At 66.4% G+C, this 20,451-nt stretch carries 20 protein-coding genes and 2 pseudogenes; 9 read left to right on the forward strand and 13 right to left on the reverse strand.

All coding sequences use genetic code 11. The annotated features are described in order from the left end of the window. Positions 1-79: 79 nt before the first annotated feature. Complete coding sequence (locus tag KQY30_RS33535; protein WP_217310280.1) at positions 80-697, reverse strand: LysE family translocator; 618 nt, start codon at positions 695-697, stop codon at positions 80-82. A 115-nt stretch (positions 698-812) separates the two neighbouring features. Between KQY30_RS33535 and KQY30_RS33540 the strand changes: the two genes are divergently transcribed. Further along, entirely contained in the window at positions 813-1,265 is a 453-nt protein-coding gene (locus KQY30_RS33540) for an Lrp/AsnC family transcriptional regulator (protein ID WP_217310281.1), read from the forward strand. Between the two features lie 259 nt (positions 1,266-1,524). Here the strand turns inward: KQY30_RS33540 and KQY30_RS33545 are convergent, their stop codons facing one another. Then, positions 1,525-2,175, reverse strand: a complete 651-nt coding sequence (locus KQY30_RS33545; protein WP_217310282.1) for a TetR/AcrR family transcriptional regulator — start codon at positions 2,173-2,175, stop codon at positions 1,525-1,527. A gap of 59 nt (positions 2,176-2,234) precedes the next feature. Then, a complete protein-coding gene (locus KQY30_RS33550; protein WP_217310283.1) occupies positions 2,235-3,095 on the reverse strand; it encodes an oxidoreductase in 861 nt (286 codons plus the stop codon). Between the two features lie 301 nt (positions 3,096-3,396). Between KQY30_RS33550 and KQY30_RS33555 the strand changes: the two genes are divergently transcribed. After that, positions 3,397-4,506: an IS630 family transposase gene (locus KQY30_RS33555; RefSeq protein WP_217308917.1), complete on the forward strand. Its 1,110-nt coding sequence runs from the start codon at positions 3,397-3,399 to the stop codon at positions 4,504-4,506. Positions 4,507-4,520: 14 nt separating this feature from the next. Here the strand turns inward: KQY30_RS33555 and KQY30_RS33560 are convergent, their stop codons facing one another. The 3 genes from KQY30_RS33560 to KQY30_RS33570 form a co-directional block, all read right to left on the reverse strand. Beyond that, positions 4,521-5,114, reverse strand: a complete 594-nt coding sequence (locus KQY30_RS33560; protein WP_217310284.1) for a nuclear transport factor 2 family protein — start codon at positions 5,112-5,114, stop codon at positions 4,521-4,523. A gap of 215 nt (positions 5,115-5,329) precedes the next feature. After that, the gene (locus tag KQY30_RS33565) at positions 5,330-6,250 is read right to left on the reverse strand and encodes an NADP-dependent oxidoreductase (protein WP_217310285.1); all 921 of its coding nucleotides are present in this window, start codon (positions 6,248-6,250) and stop codon (positions 5,330-5,332) included. Continuing rightward, positions 6,250-6,738, reverse strand: coding sequence for a nuclear transport factor 2 family protein (locus tag KQY30_RS33570; RefSeq protein ID WP_217310286.1), 489 nt, complete (start codon positions 6,736-6,738; stop codon positions 6,250-6,252). Before KQY30_RS33570 ends, KQY30_RS33565 begins: the two co-directional genes overlap by 1 nt. 167 nt (positions 6,739-6,905) lie before the next feature. Here KQY30_RS33570 and KQY30_RS33575 point away from each other — a divergent pair, with 167 nt between their 5' ends. After that, a complete protein-coding gene (locus tag KQY30_RS33575) occupies positions 6,906-7,736 on the forward strand; it encodes a LysR family transcriptional regulator (RefSeq protein ID WP_254407449.1) in 831 nt (276 codons plus the stop codon). 702 nt (positions 7,737-8,438) lie between these two features. On the opposite strand, the pseudogene KQY30_RS36865 reads toward KQY30_RS33575, so the two are convergent. The 3 genes and pseudogenes from KQY30_RS36865 to KQY30_RS33590 all read right to left on the reverse strand — a co-directional run. Beyond that, positions 8,439-8,584: pseudogene (locus tag KQY30_RS36865) on the reverse strand (transposase); the annotation flags it as partial. A gap of 74 nt (positions 8,585-8,658) precedes the next feature. Further along, positions 8,659-9,027: a nuclear transport factor 2 family protein gene (locus KQY30_RS33585; RefSeq protein ID WP_217310288.1), complete on the reverse strand. Its 369-nt coding sequence runs from the start codon at positions 9,025-9,027 to the stop codon at positions 8,659-8,661. 399 nt (positions 9,028-9,426) lie between these two features. Continuing rightward, a complete protein-coding gene (locus KQY30_RS33590) occupies positions 9,427-9,645 on the reverse strand; it encodes a hypothetical protein (protein ID WP_217311465.1) in 219 nt (72 codons plus the stop codon). 891 nt (positions 9,646-10,536) lie between these two features. Here KQY30_RS33590 and KQY30_RS33595 point away from each other — a divergent pair. Then, the gene (locus KQY30_RS33595) at positions 10,537-10,893 is read left to right on the forward strand and encodes a hypothetical protein (RefSeq protein WP_217310289.1); all 357 of its coding nucleotides are present in this window, start codon (positions 10,537-10,539) and stop codon (positions 10,891-10,893) included. On the opposite strand, the gene KQY30_RS33600 is transcribed toward KQY30_RS33595, so the two are convergent. After that, a protein-coding gene (locus KQY30_RS33600) for an IS5 family transposase (protein ID WP_217310290.1) occupies positions 10,883-11,703 on the reverse strand; the annotation gives its coding sequence in 2 pieces (ribosomal slippage) (positions 10,883-11,353 and positions 11,356-11,703; 819 coding nt in all). The genes KQY30_RS33595 and KQY30_RS33600 overlap by 11 nt on opposite strands. A gap of 419 nt (positions 11,704-12,122) precedes the next feature. Between KQY30_RS33600 and KQY30_RS33605 the strand changes: the two genes are divergently transcribed. The 3 genes from KQY30_RS33605 (at position 12,123) to KQY30_RS33615 (ending at position 14,629) form a co-directional block, all read left to right on the forward strand. Beyond that, entirely contained in the window at positions 12,123-13,175 is a 1,053-nt protein-coding gene (locus KQY30_RS33605) for a hypothetical protein (RefSeq protein WP_217310291.1), read from the forward strand. Beyond that, positions 13,172-13,633 (forward strand): hypothetical protein, encoded by a 462-nt coding sequence (locus KQY30_RS33610; protein ID WP_217310292.1) that lies wholly within the window; start codon positions 13,172-13,174, stop codon positions 13,631-13,633. Before KQY30_RS33605 ends, KQY30_RS33610 begins: the two co-directional genes overlap by 4 nt. A gap of 175 nt (positions 13,634-13,808) precedes the next feature. Further along, positions 13,809-14,629, forward strand: a protein-coding gene (locus tag KQY30_RS33615; RefSeq protein ID WP_217310290.1) for an IS5 family transposase whose coding sequence is annotated in 2 segments (ribosomal slippage) — positions 13,809-14,156 and positions 14,159-14,629 — 819 coding nt in all. Because the reading frame shifts where the segments join, the coding sequence is not laid out codon by codon here. Here KQY30_RS33615 and KQY30_RS33620 read toward each other — a convergent pair. Next, on the reverse strand, positions 14,619-14,975 hold the full coding sequence (locus tag KQY30_RS33620) for a hypothetical protein (RefSeq protein WP_217310289.1): 357 nt from the start codon (positions 14,973-14,975) through the stop codon (positions 14,619-14,621). The genes KQY30_RS33615 and KQY30_RS33620 overlap by 11 nt on opposite strands. Positions 14,976-15,110: 135 nt before the next feature. On the opposite strand from KQY30_RS33620, the pseudogene KQY30_RS33625 reads away from it, so the two are divergent. Next, positions 15,111-15,992: pseudogene (locus KQY30_RS33625) on the forward strand (IS5 family transposase). Positions 15,993-16,007: 15 nt separating this feature from the next. Here the strand turns inward: KQY30_RS33625 and KQY30_RS33630 are convergent. Next, on the reverse strand, positions 16,008-17,117 hold the full coding sequence (locus tag KQY30_RS33630) for an IS630 family transposase (RefSeq protein WP_217308917.1): 1,110 nt from the start codon (positions 17,115-17,117) through the stop codon (positions 16,008-16,010). Positions 17,118-17,370: 253 nt separating this feature from the next. Further along, positions 17,371-18,033, reverse strand: a complete 663-nt coding sequence (locus KQY30_RS33635; protein ID WP_217310293.1) for a hypothetical protein — start codon at positions 18,031-18,033, stop codon at positions 17,371-17,373. Between the two features lie 361 nt (positions 18,034-18,394). Here KQY30_RS33635 and KQY30_RS33640 point away from each other — a divergent pair, with 361 nt between their 5' ends. Beyond that, positions 18,395-20,440 (forward strand): hypothetical protein, encoded by a 2,046-nt coding sequence (locus KQY30_RS33640; RefSeq protein ID WP_217310294.1) that lies wholly within the window; start codon positions 18,395-18,397, stop codon positions 20,438-20,440. Positions 20,441-20,451: the final 11 nt, after the last annotated feature.

Here is a 20,451-nt window from a genome sequence, read left to right on the forward strand (position 1 = left end):
GGGTGGACAACATGGCCGGCCGTACCAGCCGTAAGCAGTAGCTGGGTGCTGCGGTCGTCGGGTTGGGCGAAGCGGCCGGTCATCCAGCCAGCCGTTCGGCGAGGAGGAATCCGCCGATGGCGATCATCATGGCGCCGGAGGTGCGGGTGACCGCGCGGGCCGCCGAGGGGCGGGTCCGGAGGACGGTCCGGGCCAGGAGGCCGACGCCGAGGTAGACGGCAGCGCAGATCGTCATGTGGAAGGTGCCGAGCAGTCCGATCTGGGCGCCTACGGGCCACCCCGAGTGCGGGGCGATGAACTGGGGGAACAGGGAGAAGTACAGCAGCAGGGCCTTGGGGTTCAGGCCGCTGATTCCGAAGCCTTTCAGCATGATCTGCCGCCGGGAGGAGCCGGTGGGCTCCGCGCCCGCACCCAGGACGACCTGATGGGTCAGGACACCTTGGCCGAGCCACATCAGATACAGCGCTCCAAGGACGGTCAATGCCGTGAGCATGCTGGGGGAGCTCGCGACGAGTACCACCAGGCCGGCCACCGCGAGCAGGGTGTATCCGGCGTATCCGGCTATGAGCCCGGCGATCGCGGGGACGATGGCCCGCTCGCGCAGTCCCGCGGAGATGGCGTAGGCCCAGTCCGCGCCGGGAGTGAACACCAGCAGGAGATCCACCGCCAGGAAGGCGGTCAGTTTGGTCGTATCCATGGATCGCGTTGCCTCTCACTTCTTGCTTTACGAGAGGGAACATTAGGTCGGATATGGTCGAAGGTGTTCCTGTTCTTACCCCCGATTCGGGTCTATCTGGGGGAGAATCTTCCTCATGGACGCCTTGGACCGGAAGATTCTTACTGAACTGCAGCTGGATGGCCGTCTGACAGTGACCGAGCTGGCCGCACGGGTGCGGCTGAGCGTCTCGCCCTGCCACCGACGCGTACGCGATCTCGAACGGGAAGGGGCGATCCGCGGCTACCGCGCCGTGGTGGACCCCGCAGCCGTCGGGCTGAACTTCGAAGCCTTGGTGTTCGCCACCCTGCGCTGGGAGAGCTCACACACTGTCGCCGACTTCGAGGAGGCCGTGGCAGATGTTCCGCAAGTGATCCAGGCCCAGCGACTGTTCGGCGAACCTGACTATCTCCTGCGCGTCGCCACAACCGACCTGGCCGCTTTCCAGCAGCTCTACGATCAGCGGCTCGCCACACTGCCCGGCGTCCAGCGCCTGACCTCCACCCTGGTCATGAAGAACGTCATCGACGACCGCCCACTCCCCGAGTAGGTCGATATCGCAGCGTGGGCAGCGTTCGACGGCGCCCGAACCAAGTCGGCCACCGCTGGCGAGGAGGATGAGGTGGACACACGGAAGCCCGTGAGCTGGATGCATGCCGCTGGCCCGGCACGATCGACATCGACGCACCGCATAGCGACCGGCGTGATGACCACCGACAGGAGTCAGCTCACCGCCCACGGCATGATCTTCCACCGCGGGGCCGGAACCTGGGGCGGGCCGAAGGATCCGGGGCCGTTGCCGTCTCGGTTCACTGCTTTTTGACCGGACGGGTGGGATCGTTGGGGGCTGAGCTGATGACTGAGTCCATCTCGGCGGCAGTGAGGGGAGCATGGATGAAACGCTGCCCGGCAGGCGCGAAGCCGGCGAGGAGAACTTCCACATGCCGCTGCCACGCCTGGACCGGCAGGCCACGGGTGGTGTCCACCACGCCTTGCAGGGACCAGCAGGCCACCGCGACGTCCTCGGCGGTCAGCTCGGGCCGTGCCAGGCCATGCCGCTGGGCGTCGGCCAGCAGCACACCCTGAAGTTCACGGGAGCGCTGAAGCACAGGCTCGGCGTCGGGCATCGTCCAACGGCGCGCCATCAGGCCGCTGTGTGTCGACAGCAACTTGCCGATGTCCTGGAAGTAGCCGGCCAACCCGGTCCCCAAAGGATCTTCGAGATGGTGCTCGGCGATGGCGACCACATTTGCCAGCAGGCGTCGGCCCAGTTCGTCCAAGAGGGCGTTCTTGTTGGCGAAGCGCCGGTAGATGGTGCCCAGACCGACACCCGCCCGCTGCGCGACGACCTCGATGCTGGTGTCCACACCCTCCTCACTGAAGGTGGCTACGGCCACGTCCAGGATGCGCGTGAGATTCGCTTCGGCGTCCCGTCTCAGGGGGCGCGGAGTGTCGGGCATGAGAGGTCCTCTTCCTCAAGGGCAAGGGAGCGGGGCCGACGTCGGGTCTGGGCCTTCGGTCAGACGTATTCGCCCGGCTGATGGGCGCTGTCAGGGAAGTCTGCGCCACGCGAGACGTCCTGCCATGCCCGTGTCTCGGCCAGCATCGCCTCCAGCTTCTGGGTGACCTGCTCGTAACCCAGGCCCCCAAGAACCAGGCGGTGCGGAGGGTTTCCCGAGGCCACCGCTTCGACGACCGCGCGAGCCCCTCGTGCCGGATCACCCGGCTGCGTGCCGTTCATCATGACCAGCGCATCCCTCAACACACCGACGGTTCCCTCGTAGTCCTCGCGCACGGGAAACGCCCCGAGGGAGTAGCCGACGCTGTCGGCTCTGGTGCGAAAGGCCCCCGGCTCGACAACCAGGACCTTGACCCCGAGCGGTTCGACCTCCTGGCGCAGAGATTCAGAGAGGCCCTCGACGGCGAACTTGGCAGCGTTGTAGTACCCCACGCCGGGGAAGGCACGTACGCCGCCCACGGAGGAGACGTTCACGATGCAGCCCCTGCGCCGGACGCGCATGCCGGGCAGAACTGCACGGATCATTGTTGCGGTCCCGAAGAAGTTGATCTCAAAGGTCTGCCGCAGTTCGCGCTCGTCAGCGTCTTCGACCGAGCCATGCGAGCCGCCGCCGGCGTTGTTCACCAGTACGTCCACCGCGCCGAACCGTGCCTCGGCGGCAGCGACCGCCGCGGCAGCCTGCCTCGGATCGGTGACATCCAGAGCGAGCGTCAGCACACGGTCGCCGTGCACGTCGGCCCATTGCTTGAGCTGCTCGGGTCGTCGCGCGGTCAGTACCACTTGGTCGCCGCCCTCCAGGGCGGCGACCGCATATGCCTGCCCGAAACCAGAGGTCCCTCCGGTGATCAGCCACGTACGCATCACAATCAACCCCTTCCAGGAGGCGGGCCCAGTGTCGAACTAACCGGGAAGACTTTTCCGCTTACAAATCCACCGTACCTCAATCGGGAACACTTTTCCGGTTAGGATTGAGGGTGCCCTACTTCACACTCCGGCTCGACGCATCAGTCGTCGAGGTCCAGGCGCAGCCCTTCGGTGACACCAACCATCTACAACTGGCTGCCGTTCCCGAGGCATAACGATTCAAGCAGCCCATGCCCGCCACATGATCGCCCGGACAGGGCCTAGTGTTCTGAGTCTTAAATTTCCGTAGGGTTGGGTCATGGTGCGTCCGGGACCGAAGCTTGTGCCGTTGGATCTGACTGATGCTGAGCGGTCGGTGTTGGAGGGTTGGGTTCGGCGGCGTAAGTCCGCGCAGGACATGGCGATGCGGGCTCGTGTGGTCCTGGCCTGTGACGAGGTCGGGGAGGACGGTTTCCCTGTGTCGACGCGTGTGGTGATGGAGCGGGTCGGGGTGTCGCGTGACACCGTGTCGAAGTGGCGTCGGCGGTTCCTCGCGGACCGTCTGGACGGGCTGTCGGACGAGCCCCGTCCGGGCCGGCCCCGCACGGTGGGGGATGAGCAGGTCGCCGATCTGATCGCGCGGACTCTGGAGTCGGGGCCGGAGGATGCCACGCACTGGTCGACGCGGTCGATGGCGAAGAGGACGGGACTCTCCCAGTCGACCGTTTCGCGGGTCTGGCGGGCGTTCGGGCTGCAGCCGCACCGCTCCGAGACGTTCAAGCTGTCCGCGGACCCGTTCTTCGTCGACAAGGTCCACGACGTGGTGGGACTGTATCTCGACCCGCCGGAGCGGGCGCTGGTGCTGTGTGTGGACGAGAAGTCGCAGATCCAGGCACTGGACCGGTCTCAGCCGGTGCTGCCGATGATGCCCGGGGTGCCGGAGCGGGCGACCCACGACTATGTCCGCGCCGGCACCACCACCCTGTTCGCCGCGTTCGACGCGGCCACCGGCAAGGTGATCGGTTCGCTCCACCGCAGGCACCGGGCCGAGGAGTTCAAGAAGTTCCTGGGCAAACTCGACAGAGAGGTCCCTGCCGGGCTCCAGGTCCACCTGATCTGCGACAACTACGCGACCCACAAGACCGCGGCAGTCAAGAAGTGGCTGCTGGCCCATCCCCGGTTCCACATGCACTTCACGCCCACCAGCTCGTCCTGGCTGAACCTCGTCGAGCGATGGTTCGCCGAGCTGACGAACAAGCGGATACGGCGAGGCGTCCACAAGTCGGTCCAGGCACTGGAGAAGGACATCCGCACCTGGATCGACTCATGGAACGAGGACCCCAAGCCGTTCATCTGGACCAGGACCGCCGACCAGATCCTCGAATCCCTCGCCTCATACTGCCGACGAATTAGCGACTCAGGACACTAGACCGGGGCAGCGGTTCAGCCCTGTGGGAGTGCGATCGGCAGATCGTGCAGGACACGAAGGTGGGATATCTGCCATCCGGAGCCCGCCCGCTGCAAGGTGAGGTCGTAGTAGCCCGCCTCGAAGGGCTTGATGACGCCTTGGGCGCCGGTTGTGCCTGCCGGCCAGCCGATGGCAGGTTCGGCTGCTCCGTGCACGGCGTAGGTGAGGAACTGGGCGTTCAGGTGCGCGGTCTTCCCGTGGATCTCCACGAGCGGGTCGGAGGTGACGTGGTGCTCGGAGCGCATCCCTCCCAGTGGGCTCTGACGTTCTGTGACCGCGGAAGCGATGGCTGTCCGGCCAACGATCCGCGATCCGACCGGCTGGTGGTCGCCCTTGGCGTTCTTGGCGGAGACGTCCACCTTTCCCTGTGGTGTGAGGAGCGCGGACAGAGCGGCGCCGTCTCGGTGGTCGGTGGCACGTACGTAGCGCGCCAGGATCTGCTGGACGTGGGCGCCGGCGGAGTCATTGGCACGGGTCGCCGCAGCGGCTGGCGGAGGGCCCCTGGTGGCGGCGTTGCTGACACCGACGCCGACGAGGCTCACACCAGCCGCAACGGCTGGGGCGATCATGGTCGTCCGCACAGTGCGGCGACGAGATGGGGCGATGGTCGTGTGAGTCCGTCCCAAGGACAGTAACCGCGTAGTGCGGTCAGGTTGCTGACAGGTGATCGACTACGCGCCTGGGCGCACCCCGAACATCGCGCCCGCAGCGCGTTCGACGAAGAAGGGGTGCGACCGAGGCAGGCGAGGGTGTAGTGGGATCAGCACGAGGCCGAGCCGACGGCTCAGCGGATCTCGACGACGACCTTCCCCCGCGTGCCGCCACCTGCGAGCGCGCGCTGTGCGTCGGCCGCCCGTTCCAGGGGGTAGGTGGCGCCGACCCGCACAGTGAGCCGGCCGGTCTCGGCGAGCTCGGTCAGGGCGGCGAGATCGGTGCGGTCCATACGGCAGAACACCGAGGTGACGCCCGGAGTACCGATCTCGGCGATGGACGCCATCCGTGCACCGCGGCGACCGGCTGCCGCCGTCGCGGCGAGCACACCGCCGACGGCACCGAAGACCACGTCCGCGCCACCCGGTGCGAGTTCCCGGACCCGCTCGACGACGCCTTCCCCGTAGGCGACCGGCTCGGCCCCGAGCATGCGCAGATAGGCGTGGTCGTGGGTGGAGGCGGTGCCGATGACCCGTGCTCCGCGGGACCGGGCGATCTGGACGGCGAGGGACCCCACCCCGCCGCCCGCGCCGTGTACGAGCAGGATCTCGCCCCGCTGGACCTTCAGGACGTGGACGATCGCCTGGTAGGCAGTCAGGCCTGCCAGCGGGAGGCCAGCCGCCTCGGCGAAGCCCATGGTCAGGGGCTTGCGCACGAGGGTGCCGACACCGGTGGAGACGAGTTCAGCCAGCCCGCCGTGGGCGCGCTGCACGTCGCCGCGGATGTATCCAATGACCTCGTCCCCCGGGGCGAACTCCGGGGCCCCGGGTCCTGCGCGCTCGACCACGCCCGCGATGTCCCAGCCGGGGATGACCGGGAAGTACGTCTCGACGGCGCTGTCGAGCGCCCCGGCCTGGATAGCCAGGTCGGCGGGGTTCAGCGCGGCGGCCCGTACCCGCACCAGGACCGAGTCGACATGGGTCTTGGGCTCGGGGAGCTCGCCCGGCTCCAGGGCTTCCGGGCCGCCGTAGCGGCGGTAGACCATGGCGCGCATCAGGTCCCCGGAATCGCGATGGGCATGTCCATCAGCACGGTGTGCCTGACGATCTTCCACTCGCCGTCGATCCGGCGCAGGTCCGTGTCGTAGTAGCCGGACTCAACGGGTCGGATGGTGGCCTGGGGCCCAATCGTCCCGGTCGGCCAACCGTCGACCGGGCGGGTAAGGGCTTGCACCTTGTAGACAACGAACTGGGCGTTCAGGTGGGCATCGTCACCGTCGACGTCGATGAGGTGGTCAAACGTGGTGTGGTGACTGGAGCCGCCCTCCGGATGCGGGGACATGAGGTTCGTGACCGCGTACTCCACACCCGCCCCGCCGATCAGGGGCTCGCCGAACGGCTCGTAGCTGTCGGGGCCGGCCTTGATCTTGATCGACACGACCGCCTCGTCGGTGAACAGGGCGCCCTGCGTCTTGCCGTCGCGCCGGTCCGTCGCCCGGACGTAGCGGGCGAAGACTTCCTGCACCTTGCGCTCGTCGCTCATGGGAGCAGTTTCCTTTCGTCGTCTCATTGCCGCATCCGGGACCCGCAGCAGATGCCCGGTGGGGCGCTCTCCAGTGGGGAGAAACGCCCGCCGCGGCTGTTTCCATCGAAGCAGCGTGTCGCTCGGGGAGCCATGACCATTCCGACACGAAGCGATACTCTGGAGGTATGGATCAGTTGGAGACCCGGGAGCTCGTGTACTTCGTCGCGGTGGCCGAGGAGCTGCACTTCAGCCGGGCGGCGGAGCGATTGGGGATGGCGCAGCCGCCGCTGTCCCGGGCGGTGTCCCGGCTGGAACGCCGTATCGGAGTGCGTCTCCTGGAGCGCACCAGCCGCCGGGTGGAGCTCACCACTGCCGGGGTCGTCTTCCTCAACGACTGCCGCCGACTGCTGCGAGGACTGGACGCCGCGGTGCAACGCACCCGGCGGGCAGCCGGTCCCGCACGGCTCGTCATCGCCGTACGTCCCGGCACCGGGTCCGGGCTGCTCGCGCAGGTCCTGCGGTCCCACGAGGGGGTCGAACCCGAGCTCGTCTTCACCGACGACCAGGCAGGTGCGCTGCGCGACGGAACGGCCGAGGTCGCCATCCTCTGCATGGACAGCGCCGACCTCACCGACCTGCAGACCACCGAGGTCGCGGAGGAATACCCCGTCGCGCTCCTGCCGCACGACCACCCCCTCGCGCATCGCACGGCGGTGAGCACCGCCGACCTCCGCCAGGAGCCCGCCTACCTGAAACGCTGCCCGCCCATAGGCCTCGACGAGATCGTCGACCGGGTCGCACTGGGCCGGCTCATCGCCGTCGTCGGCTCGGCCGCCGCCGATCGCCTGACCCGGGAGGTCGTCGCCGTCCCCGTGACCGACCTGCCCGCGACGACGCTGGCCCTCGGCTGGCTCCCGAAGACCTCACGGCCCGAGGTCATCGCCTTCGCCCGCACCGTCCAACGCATCGCCGCCGACCGCGGCAGCGCCCAGCTACTCAGCGAGAAGGCCTCGTAAAGTAGTCGCTCCGTTCCCATTCCGCCAGCTTCAGCTCCGCCGCCGGTATGTAGGATGCGCGCCGACGTTCCCATCATGCACTCAGACGCGTCAAGGTCGACCGCCGGCGTGTGGCTGCGGGAGCAGACGACCCCCCACGACGTCGACCATGCGGTACGCATCTCCAAAACTCTCACGGTGGCTCCGATATACGGTCCCGAGCATGCAGCTTGAGAAGGGTTGCATGGCGGGAATCCCGGTACCCCACAACGTCAAGAAACATTGTGAACCGGTACTCCATCCAGACGGATGGAGTACCGGTTCACAGAGGTGATTTGACCAGCCTGGCTGTGGTCTGGTTACTACCCTCGCTTCTCCCGGGCCTTTCTCGGACAGACCTTCAGCTATCCGGCGCTGCTTGTTGAGGAAGGTGTTGACGTCGGCGGCGTAGCGCTCGGGGTACTGGAAAAAGGGAGGCGTGGGAGGCATCTTCGACATGCGCAATTCGGCGTCTGGGATGAGGGCGGCCAGCAGGTAACTGTTCCGGGTAGGGATCATAAGGTCGTTGTCACCCTGTGTGACGAGTGTCGGCTGGACGATCGACTGCAGTCGGGAGAGCGCATGGCGGTCCGGGACACCCCATTCCACGATGGCGTCGTACTGCGCGTCGCGCGCTGCGAGCGTGGTGAAGACATCACGGTTCTCAGTGCGGGCGGTGAGGCGCTCGTTGCTTCGTTCGGCCAGGACCGTGCCGACCAGGTGGATCAAGGCGGTGTGGTCAGGGAGGAACCCTGATCGGTACGTCGGCGGAGTTCCTTGTTCAGCCCCTCTCGCGGGTTGCTGGACCAGATCTGCCTCCAGATCACCCTCTCTACCAGGCCCATGCAGAATGGAGGAGAAAGCAGGCGAATTTGGCCACTTTGGCAAGCCGTGGTTCGCCCCGTCAGCGCGGCTCTGTCGGCCGACCGAGGGCTTGGAAGGCGGCGATGGGGTCGAGGTAGTCGCGCCAGTGCGTCACCTGACGGTCCTTGATGGTGATCACGGAGACGAAGTGGTTGTCGTAGGCGCGTCCGGTGTGGACCGCTCGCCCGTGCACGGCGTACTCCACCAGGACGACCACGGACTTGCCGGTGTCGTGGTGGAGGCCAACTCGTCCGCGCCTGACAGGACCATCGTGTCGCCGTAGTTGCGGTATAGGTCGGCAATTGCCGCGGCGCCCCTCGACTTGGTGCGGGTAGCCAGGGACGGAGACCACATAGTCGGTTACGACGTCCTCGGCCAGGATGTCGAAAAAGTGCTCCCCGTCGACCAAGCCGGCGAGTCCCTCCTGGATGATCCGGAAGAAGTGCTCTCAGGCGAGGGCGATAAACGCTCCTCACCAGGCGCTGCCACTACAAGCGTCGCACCGCGGTCGCGAACCCCTGCCACGTGACGGCGAGTCAGCCCACCACGCTCAGAAACCTGCGCCTGACCAGCAGCGATAGCGAACTGCAACCGGAGTACTGAAGCAGACAAACCTTTGCACACCGCTGCTGATGACCGGGCAATGCAGCCTCCGGCCAGATCAGAGAAATCTCGTCGGCTCTCGTTGCGGCCCCTGATTGTTGGCTCCTGGCAGGAGCCACGACCGCAGACTGCAGGGACCCGGCGGCACCGAGGCCCTGCACATTGATCTACGCATCGAGCGGTGCGCACTGAGATGTGATCGCGTCTAAGCGCACAGGCCATGGAGATCGCCTCCGGCTTCGATCTGGTCACCCTCCGGCTGCTGGCGCTCCAGCCCGAGCAGCTTCAGCAGGTCGGCTGTCACCACACGGTAGGCGTTGCCGAGCCGCAGCACCCTGACCGGATACTCCCCCTGCTTGGCGAGCCCGTAGCCCGTGGATCGGCCGCCTCGGAAGCACCCCGGAGTTCCCGGAAGGTGCGGCAGCACTCAGCTCGTCGAGAAGAACGAGCCAATCACCGCTCCTGGACATTTCGCGTAGTGCCCTGTCGAACTGCGCCCATTTGGTTCACGGTCCCCTCGGCCCGACGCGACGTCCTCTGCAGCGTACTGAGCTGGCCTCGCCTGGAGTGCCCGTGGGTTCGCTCACCCACTTCGCGGCTGCCGACTCCAAGTGGTGTCTTCCCCGAACCCGTCAACCCGATGACCGTCTCATGTTCGCCGTGGCGCCAGCGAAGCGAGCTGACTGTAACGAGAATCATGTCCACGGCTGGTCCCTCCATAGCGACGTCCTTGCTCGCCGATTCGCCATCAGCCGCCTTCGGGGATCGGCGGTTTTATGGGAACCCCCAAGAACACCCTGAACCGCCGGTCGCCCCGCGAACCACAGATGCCCCCCGGGGCAGGTTCCATTCGAACTCCGGTGGCTCCCCCTTCCAGCTCTTACGCTGGTGGCCGGCAACCCCAAGTCCACGCCTCCGGGATTTCGGCGCGGCCTCAGCGACAGGGAGGACGTTGATAGTGACCACAGACCGACGCGCGGGAGGCACCGGCACAGACGTGGTCGTGGTCACCGCCTTGCTGGTCTTCTTCGGAGCAGTGGCCTGCACCGCGCTGTACGCACCCCGCGAATACAGCGACCGGGCATTCCGGCTGCTGGAGTGGATGAAGGGCAGCTCTGAGCCCCGGCCCCGGCGCCCGAGCCGCCGGTCCGGCGCCGTGGTCAACAAGGAGGACGCTGAGGGACAACGGCGGAAGTCCCGGAGAGTGCGACCACCGGTATCGCCCCGATGCCCCTTAGGCGTCGTTTCTTATGGTTGACGCTCGCGTCGTTGACCGACTGCGCGGTTGTCAGTGCGGTATGGGAGCCTCCCGGGCATGACTTACGACCTTGCTGTCTGGGAAGGCGAGAGACCAGCGGATGACAAGACCGCCGGCCTGGTCTTCAGCGATCTGTACGACCGCTACATCGATGGGGAGGTGGAGGAGCCTCCCTCCGAACGCATTGCGGCCTACGTCGCTTCGTTGCTTGAGCGGTGGTGCGACATCACCGAGGACGACGAGGACACCTCGCCCTGGTCCACTGGTCCGTTGATCGACGAGGCAAGCGGTCCGCTGATCTACTTCGCCATGCGGTGGAGCATGGCTGAAGAGGCATCGGCCTACGCGGCGGCCGTCGCGCAGTCCATGGGGCTGATCTGCTTCGACGTTCAGCAGGACCGGCTCAGGCCGTGAGCGCAGTAACCAATCGGCGGTAGCCGATGAGGGTTGCGGCTGTGCCGACGAAGGCGAGGTAGTGTTCGGCCTTGCGTTCGTAGCGGCGGTGGAGCCTTCGGCAGCCGGCCAGCCAGGACACGGTTCTCTCCGCCACCCAGCGGTGCCTGCCCAGCCGTTGTGATGACTCAATGCCCTTACGTGCGATGCGGTGGCGGATGCCACGCTTGCGGAGCCATCGGCGCAGGTGGTCGTAGTCGTAACCCTTGTCTGCGTGCAGTTTCGCCGGTCTGCGGCGCCGGGGCCCGCGGCGGGACCGGATGGGCGGCATGCCCCGCACGAGCGGTTCCAGACCCTGGCTGTCGTGCATGTTCGCACCGGAGATACCCAAGGACAGCGGCAGCCCGTTCCGGTCACAGATCAGGTGGATCTTCGATCCCGGCTTGCCGCGACCGGTCGGGTTCGGTCCCGTCAGCAGCCCCCTTTTGCGGCGTGCAGGCTGACCGAGTCGATCGCGCACCGGGACCAGTCCAGCTCACCCCTCGCTCCGAGTTCGTCGAGGATCACGCGGTAGAGCCGGGCCCAGACCCGGTCCCGGCTCCACTGGGCGAACCTGCGGCAGACCGTGGGCCAGGCGGGGCCGAACACCGGCGGCAGCTGCCGCCACGTGCAGCCTGACGTCACCACGAAGATGATCGCTGCCAAAGCTTCACGGTCACCTGCCCGACGCCGACCACCACCCTGCGGACGCGTGACCACTGTCGGCGGCACCACTCGCCTGAACAACACCCACAACTCGTCCGGCACCAGCCACTCAACGAGATCAGCCATGTACGGATCAACGACCGATCACGCCATAAAAAACGACGTCTTAGTTTCCTGAGTCGGAGAATCGACACCGCTCAGCTCGGTGCTCACGCGTTCACCGCCCCGGCCGTGTCGCTGGCCAAGTGGGCTTGCACTTTCCTGGCAGATACTCACTGCGCCCAGCGTCCGCAGATACATCCCTGCCTCGAACCGATCAGTCCGACAAGCTCACCGAGAAATGCGCGCGTCTGGACAACTCCCGGTAACTCAAACCCGCCCGCGGCTCCCCGTAACTGCCGCAACTCCCAGGCGAACCGCTCAAGCGGCCCCGCCTCCGGATCCAGCCGACGCTCCGGACGCCCCACGGTCCCCCCATGGTGGTTCAGACGTTGTTTGTCCACCCTGATGTGCACGTGCTGGACAACCCCCTCGCGACTATACCTATGGGCAGCATCACAAACACCACACAGAACACCCGCGCCTTCCGTAGGAAAGAGACCTCGTACGAGGGGGAGGAGCGTGAAAGCGCCAAGGAGGGCGGCATGCGGATTCACCGGCGAGCGGTCGCCATGACGGCCGCGGTCGCGGTCGCGCTGGCAGCGGTCTCCTGTGGCATGTCCGACTCCCGTCCGGTCGCCGGAAAACAGCCGACGACGGGGTACGGGACGCGGCCACTCACCGAACAGGACAAGGACCTGCTCCATGACGCCGAGGAGTCGCTGACACGTTCGTGTATGGCATCCCGCGGTTTCAAAATGTGGGTCGTCCCTCGGAAACCGTTGCCCGAGGACCGTGAATTCCCGTACGTCATCGACGATGTGCCGTGGGCATCCGCACACGGTTACGGAAGCGATATCCGAACCCGACGCGATCAGTTGCGCGTATCCGACCCGAACCGGCGGTACTTCGACGGTCTGTCGCCGATGGAACGCGAGCGCGCGCTGGACGCCCTCCACGGCGAACCGTCCGCGAGGCGCCTGGAGGCCAGGACCCCGGACGGCATGACGCTCGGACGCGTCGACGGCGGCTGCACCGCGCTGGCCCAGAAGAGGCTCTACGGGGACCTGGCTGCCTGGTTCCGCGTCACGACGGTGACCGACGCGCTCAACAAGATCCGCTACTCACAGGTCACCGCCGATACCGACTACGCCGACTCGATCAGAAAGTGGTCGGCGTGCATGCGGGAAAGGGGATCCCTGTACGCGGATCCCCACGAAGCCCGCGCCGTGTTCCTGGACCCGGACAAGGCCGTTCCGCGGGTGAGGGAAATACATACAGCGGTCACCGAGGCCGAATGCGCGATCAGCAGCGGCCTCTCCGATACGGCCCGTCGCCTGGACCGGCGATACGGCGAGCGCCTGCGGCACGAGTACGCGGACGAGGTACTCACCAGGCGGCGACTGGAAGCCGCCGCTCTGGAACGCAGTCGTTCCACCGTCCGGAACGAACGGGACCAGCCCGACCAACCTGCCGAGAAGAGAAGGAAAGAACAGTGACGAAGATCAACACCGCCCTGTCCGCTCTGGCGCTCACCGCCCTGGCCGTGTTCACCGCCCCCGGCACCGCACAGGCGGCGGCCCCAGGCCCCGCGTCGTCCGACTCCGTGTCCATGGCCGCCCCGGACGGCAACCTCTGGGCGTGGGACGGCATCAACAGGGGCGGCGTCTACTGCTACTGGGCTGGCGACGACTCAGACTGGAACACGTGCTCCGGATCCAGCAACAACGGGACCATGCGGAACAGGGCCAGCTCCCTGGAGAACCGCGGCTACGCCGGCTCGTACGACGACGTCAACCTGTACTGGACCACGGGCTACGGCGGCGCCAGGAACTGCCTACCCAACGGCTACTACCTCAACGACCTGTCGGGCATCTACTTCCTGTGGGACGGCAACTCCGGTCAGGGCCAGTCGATGAACAACAACATCTCCGGCCACCGCTGGGCAAACTGCTGAAGTCCCTGACAGAACGCCGCGGCCGCTGGGCCGTGGAAGGGCCGATGATACGGGATGGGGTGCCAGCCGGGAAAAGGCGAGAGCACCCAGCGTGTGGTCGGTCACGGGCGCCTGTGCCTGGTCGCCGGGCGCTTAGACGTCGTTTTTTATGGCGTGATCGGTCGTTGATCCGTACATGGCTGATCTCGTTGAGTGGCTGGTGCCGGACGAGTTGTGGGTGTTGTTCAGGCGAGTGGTGCCGCCGACAGTGGTCACGCGTCCGCAGGGTGGTGGTCGGCGTCGGGCAGGTGACCGTGAAGCTTTGGCAGCGATCATCTTCGTGGTGACGTCAGGCTGCACGTGGCGGCAGCTGCCGCCGGTGTTCGGCCCCGCCTGGCCCACGGTCTGCCGCAGGTTCGCCCAGTGGAGCCGGGACCGGGTCTGGGCCCGGCTCTACCGCGTGATCCTCGACGAACTCGGAGCGAGGGGTGAGCTGGACTGGTCCCGGTGCGCGATCGACTCGGTCAGCCTGCACGCCGCAAAAGGGGGCTGCTGACGGGACCGAACCCGACCGGTCGCGGCAAGCCGGGATCGAAGATCCACCTGATCTGTGACCGGAACGGGCTGCCGCTGTCCTTGGGTATCTCCGGTGCGAACATGCACGACAGCCAGGGTCTGGAACCGCTCGTGCGGGGCATGCCGCCCATCCGGTCCCGCCGCGGGCCCCGGCGCCGCAGACCGGCGAAACTGCACGCAGACAAGGGTTACGACTACGACCACCTGCGCCGATGGCTCCGCAAGCGTGGCATCCGCCACCGCATCGCACGTAAGGGCATTGAGTCATCACAACGGCTGGGCAGGCACCGCTGGGTGGCGGAGAGAACCGTGTCCTGGCTGGCCGGCTGCCGAAGGCTCCACCGCCGCTACGAACGCAAGGCCGAACACTACCTCGCCTTCGTCGGCACAGCCGCAACCCTCATCGGCTACCGCCGATTGGTTACTGCGCTCACGGCCTGAGCCGGTCCTGCTGAACGTCGAAGCAGATCAGCCCCATGGACTGCGCGACGGCCGCCGCGTAGGCCGATGCCTCTTCAGCCATGCTCCACCGCATGGCGAAGTAGATCAGCGGACCGCTTGCCTCGTCGATCAACGGACCAGTGGACCAGGGCGAGGTGTCCTCGTCGTCCTCGGTGATGTCGCACCACCGCTCAAGCAACGAAGCGACGTAGGCCGCAATGCGTTCGGAGGGAGGCTCCTCCACCTCCCCATCGATGTAGCGGTCGTACAGATCGCTGAAGACCAGGCCGGCGGTCTTGTCATCCGCTGGTCTCTCGCCTTCCCAGACAGCAAGGTCGTAAGTCATGCCCGGGAGGCTCCCATACCGCACTGACAACCGCGCAGTCGGTCAACGACGCGAGCGTCAACCATAAGAAACGACGCCTAAGGCAGTGTCCGGCGGATCATGTGACTGTCGGATTGCTGACTCGTTGTTCCCGGCATGGGGCGGGGTGATCTGACGAATGCCGAGTGGGTCCGGCTGGAGCCGCACTTGCCGACGGTTGGGACGGCGTGGTGGCCGGCGGAACGATCACCGCAGAGTGATCGACGGGATCTTGTTTCGCGTGCGCACGGGCATACCGTGGTGGGACCTTCCCGAGCGTTTCGGCAGTTGGAAGACCGTCTACAAACGGCACCGCCGTTGGTCGGCTGACGGCACGTGGGACCGTATCCTGCGTGCCGTCCAAGCCGAAGCCGACCTCGCGGGCCGGATCGACTGGAGCATGGTCAGCGTCGACTCGACGTCCTGCCGTGCCCATCAGCACGCGGTCGGCGCCCGGAAGAACAAGCCGCACGTCCCGAAAAAAGGACAATGCCCCGGCACCACCGCCCCGACGAAGGACTCGGACGGTCCCGGGGCGGCCTGACCAGCAAGATCCACCTGGCATGTGAAGGCGGATACCGCCCGATGCCCTTCCTGCTCACACCCAGCCAGTGGGTCGACGCACCACAGATGATCGCGGTCCTCGAACGCATCCGTGTCCCCCGCCCGCAAGGCGGCCGACCGCGCGAACGACCGGACCACGTGAGCGGCGACAAGGCGTACAGCTTACGCCGAAACCCACGCTACCTGCGAAGACGCCAGATCAAGCACACCATCCCCGAGCCGAAGGACCAGCGGGCCAGCCGCAAGAGACGGGGCAGCAGGGGCGGTCGGCCCACCGGCTTCGACAGCGAGATCTGCAAGCGCCGAAACGAAGTGGAGCGGACGATCAACCGGCTCAAGAACTCTCGCGCTGTCGTCACCCGCTACGACAAGAGGTCCTCCGTCTTCCACGGCACCGTCACTGCCGTCGCGATGCGCCTATGGCTTCGCTCATGATCCGCCGGACAGAACCTAGTGTCCTGAGTCGCTAATTCGTCGGCAGTATGAGGCGAGGGATTCGAGGATCTGGTCGGCGGTCCTGGTCCAGATGAACGGCTTGGGGTCCTCGTTCCATGAGTCGATCCAGGTGCGGATGTCCTTCTCCAGTGCCTGGACCGACTTGTGGACGCCTCGCCGTATCCGCTTGTTCGTCAGCTCGGCGAACCATCGCTCGACGAGGTTCAGCCAGGACGAGCTGGTGGGCGTGAAGTGCATGTGGAACCGGGGATGGGCCAGCAGCCACTTCTTGACTGCCGCGGTCTTGTGGGTCGCGTAGTTGTCGCAGATCAGGTGGACCTGGAGCCCGGCAGGGACCTCTCTGTCGAGTTTGCCCAGGAACTTCTTGAACTCCTCGGCCCGGTGCCTGCGGTGGAGCGAACCGATCACCTTGCCGGTGGCCGCGTCGAACGCGGCGAACAGGGTGGTGGTGCCGGCGCGGACATAGTCGTGGGTCGCCCGCTCCGGCACCCCGGGCATCATCGGCAGCACCGGCTGAGACCGGTCCAGTGCCTGGATCTGCGACTTCTCGTCCACACACAGCACCAGCGCCCGCTCCGGCGGGTCGAGATACAGTCCCACCACGTCGTGGACCTTGTCGACGAAGAACGGGTCCGCGGACAGCTTGAACGTCTCGGAGCGGTGCGGCTGCAGCCCGAACGCCCGCCAGACCCGCGAAACGGTCGACTGGGAGAGTCCCGTCCTCTTCGCCATCGACCGCGTCGACCAGTGCGTGGCATCCTCCGGCCCCGACTCCAGAGTCCGCGCGATCAGATCGGCGACCTGCTCATCCCCCACCGTGCGGGGCCGGCCCGGACGGGGCTCGTCCGACAGCCCGTCCAGACGGTCCGCGAGGAACCGCCGACGCCACTTCGACACGGTGTCACGCGACACCCCGACCCGCTCCATCACCACACGCGTCGACACAGGGAAACCGTCCTCCCCGACCTCGTCACAGGCCAGGACCACACGAGCCCGCATCGCCATGTCCTGCGCGGACTTACGCCGCCGAACCCAACCCTCCAACACCGACCGCTCAGCATCAGTCAGATCCAACGGCACAAGCTTCGGTCCCGGACGCACCATGACCCAACCCTACGGAAATTTAAGACTCAGAACACTAGTCCGCGCTGCGTCGGCAAGAGGTGTGCGCGAGGCTCCGGCAGGGGATTCGAACCACTCGGGGCACCGGAGACCGGTGCACTGGCGGTTCTCTCGGCAGACCGCCCGGTCTCAGCTCCAGAGGTGCGCAGAGCATCGCGCCCCGACCAGGCTCGCGTGCGATGCCAACACGGGCAACGGCGCTGCGGTGTCGGTTCGGGGGCGTCAGGAGCAGTCTTCAGCGCAGGGTGCCGGGTGGGTACTTCATCACCGCCTCCTGGTGCGGGTCCCAGACCCATATCCACGACGTGCGCCACAGGATGGGCAGTTCGTAGACCGGCTCGGCATAAGGGCTGGCCTCTTCCCCGGTGGACGCGTCCACCCAGCCGGTCTCGACGGGCGCCGGCCGCCAGCTGGGGTCGCCCACGAGAATGGCAGTGACGTACAGGATTCCGGCGGTGCCCTGGGGCCGAGGAAGGCGCCACTCGCGTTCGTGCATCCAGGTCGAGCCCGTTGCCGTGCGGACACTCCAGTGTGCGAGTTCGGCCTGCTGAAACTGCGCGTGCACGGTGTCCGGGACATAGGCGACCGAGCCCCCGCCAGCGCTGAGGATCGCGGAACGGTGGGTGACGATGCCCCAGGGGGAGAACCGGCCGATGCCGAGGAGGTACTTGAGGTGATCGGGCGGGCTTTCGGAGAAGCAGATACACGGTGTGGTCGCGCCGAACGGCGCGTACGCCCGGAACTGCTTCTCTCGCAGGATGCTGTCCAGGCGTTCCTGCGCGCTCATGCCCTGAATCGACTCCGGTACCGAGTCGGGCCGTTGTCCAATGCGACCGGTGAAGTGGTACAGGTAGTCACTCTGAGCTGGGCCGACGACTCCCAGATCCAGCATCGTCACGTTGCGGGTCCCCCTCTTCGTTCAGCCGCGATCGCCGCCTCTGTACGTCATACACGAAGAGAGAGGGCCCGAAATTCGCTGTGCGCTACTCCATGTCGCACGTGCAGGGCGAGCACCGGTGGACCGGCGTCGGCGCTGTGCGGCAGTAGCCGCACAGCGGGCACTCCCAGCATGTCCCCTGCGGTGCTGGGGTGCAGACTTCGGCGTTGATGCCTGTGCCTCACCATCCGCTCGCGCATCGCGCGCACGAAGACCTGCCAACACAGGGGGCGGGATCTCAGCATCACCATCGTACGAGGGCACCGATAGGCGCTGGGAAAACATCACGCTTCAAGCGGGGTGCCGGTGTCATCCTGTGCTGGTGGACGTATCTCTTCCCGACCAACTGGGCACAGTTGAACGAGATTCCTGCGCGGCTGCGCTAGAAGTGATCCGAAAGCTGAATCTCTCCGCGCTTCCTGAGCAGATCACGGGTCAGCAGGAGGTCGCCTTTGTACCGGTGACCCGCGCGCAATGGAAGACAGTGCTGAGGGAAGCCGACCTGTCCGGGCTTCAGCGGGAGACCGACAAGAAGGTTACGGAGATCCTGCGCCTGCGGACCGCTTCCGGCCGAACCATCGGAAAGCGGCTTCCGGAGTTGCTGCGGAGTCTCCACGCGTCGGTTGTTGCTGTGGGTGCTGCCGGAGGAGAGATGTCCCGGTTCAGTCCGTCCCGTACCAGCGCGGCAGAGCGACGGTTGGCGACTGACCTGGCGCAAGCGAATCGGAACGAGGTTCAGGCGCTGTTCGCCTGCCTGGAACAGGGATGGGCGGAGTCCGCTTGGTCTGCAGTACGGAAGTATGCTCTCGCGGCTCAGGCGGCCTGGCGAACTCTGAAAGCTGCCGCCAGGACTGATCACGCTGGCCTTCCTTACGAGGACGTCTACCAGCGAACGCTCGGGGTGTCGGCCGAGCAAGTGGGTCCCGGGTCGGGTGTGGCGTCGCGGGCCCGCCTCCTGGCCGCTTGGGCGGAAGCCCCGCAGATGCTCGATCATCGGCTGCGCCGGAGCATGAGACATCTGATCGATGACTCGCTGCCCCTAACGGTGATACTTCTCCATCACCTTGCCGTCCTAGCGGTCTCCGATCGCCCCTTGGTAACGCACCGTGCTGCCCTCCTGGGACGTGACCTGGTGACGTCCCATCTGAAGTCCGATCCGGAACTCGCATGTTCACTGATGGCACGACACGACGTTCGAGAACCGGAGATGGTGTCCGCCCATCGGGGACAGATCGCCTACCTCAACGCTTACTACGAGGAGGAGTACCAGGAAGAAAAGGCGCGGGCGGTCATGGACCTGCACCGGGCCGTGCTGGAAGCAGACGTCAGGCGCACGGCTGTTGTGGTACTGGAGCTGCTGGGAAGGACGGCTCCGCAGGGGGCCTCGCTCGCCACCGTCCGGGATGTGCTGGCAGCTCAAGACGGTCAGCCACTGTGCAAGTTGCTTGCCTCGACGATCCGCTCTGAGTGGCGCAACGCGAACGCCCACGAGGACTTCCGCTGGGACCCTGTCAACGACACGCTCCTCTTGGGCGGACGGCAAACCGATCTCGACGAGGTACTGGACGCCGCGCTCCGAGCTCGCGCCATTTGCCGCGGGTTCGAGCACGGGGTCGCCGTGGCCTACGCACAGAACGCATCGCTGGTCATCCGGGGCGCAGAGGACTCGAACTACGTCGGCCGAGACCTCTCCATACTCCAGGCAGCGGGAGAAGCCAGATTCCCGGTGCTGGATATCCGGCGCCATGGCAGCCTCGTGCGGCTGGACGTGCCCGACGTCTCCGTTGAGAACCTGAGAGAGGCGTTTCGTGCGATCCTCGGGGCCGCCATCGCGGACCCCAGCGTCGAGCGCTGGGAACTACGTCAGGCATCTCCCGACCGGCCTCTGCTGCACGTGGACCGTACGGGAACACATGCCGGGCTCCAGGTCGCGGAGCCCCTCTGGGACATTACCGACCCCCTGCCTTTCGCCGCTCTCCCCCTGCTGGTGAATGCCATGACCAATGCGGGAGAATCCGCCGAGACAACAACGTCGACGGTTCTCTGCCTGGCAGCTGCCCACGTGCTCGGAGAACGAGACCGCTTGTCGCCTGCTCTTGCACACGGGGATTCAGCCGCCAAGGACGAGTTGATCAGCACCACGAAGCTGATCAGCGTCGGCGCCAAGGCGGCAGCACACCTGATGGAGGGAGCAGCCAACCGCAAGTTGCTGGCCTTCGCTGAAGTCCTTGCCGGAGAGTGCCACCGGTTGAAGGGTGCTCCCCCCTTCGCACTTGTGCGCGAGTTCGTGCCGACGTATCGGGCCCTGCGGAGGCATGGGCCAGCTCACCTCCCATGGATCACAGGGCTCAACGACTCTGCCGTCTGAGATCCCCGACA

This window comes from Streptomyces sp. GMY02, from assembly GCF_019056675.1.
Lineage (GTDB): Bacteria > Actinomycetota > Actinomycetes > Streptomycetales > Streptomycetaceae > Streptomyces > Streptomyces odonnellii.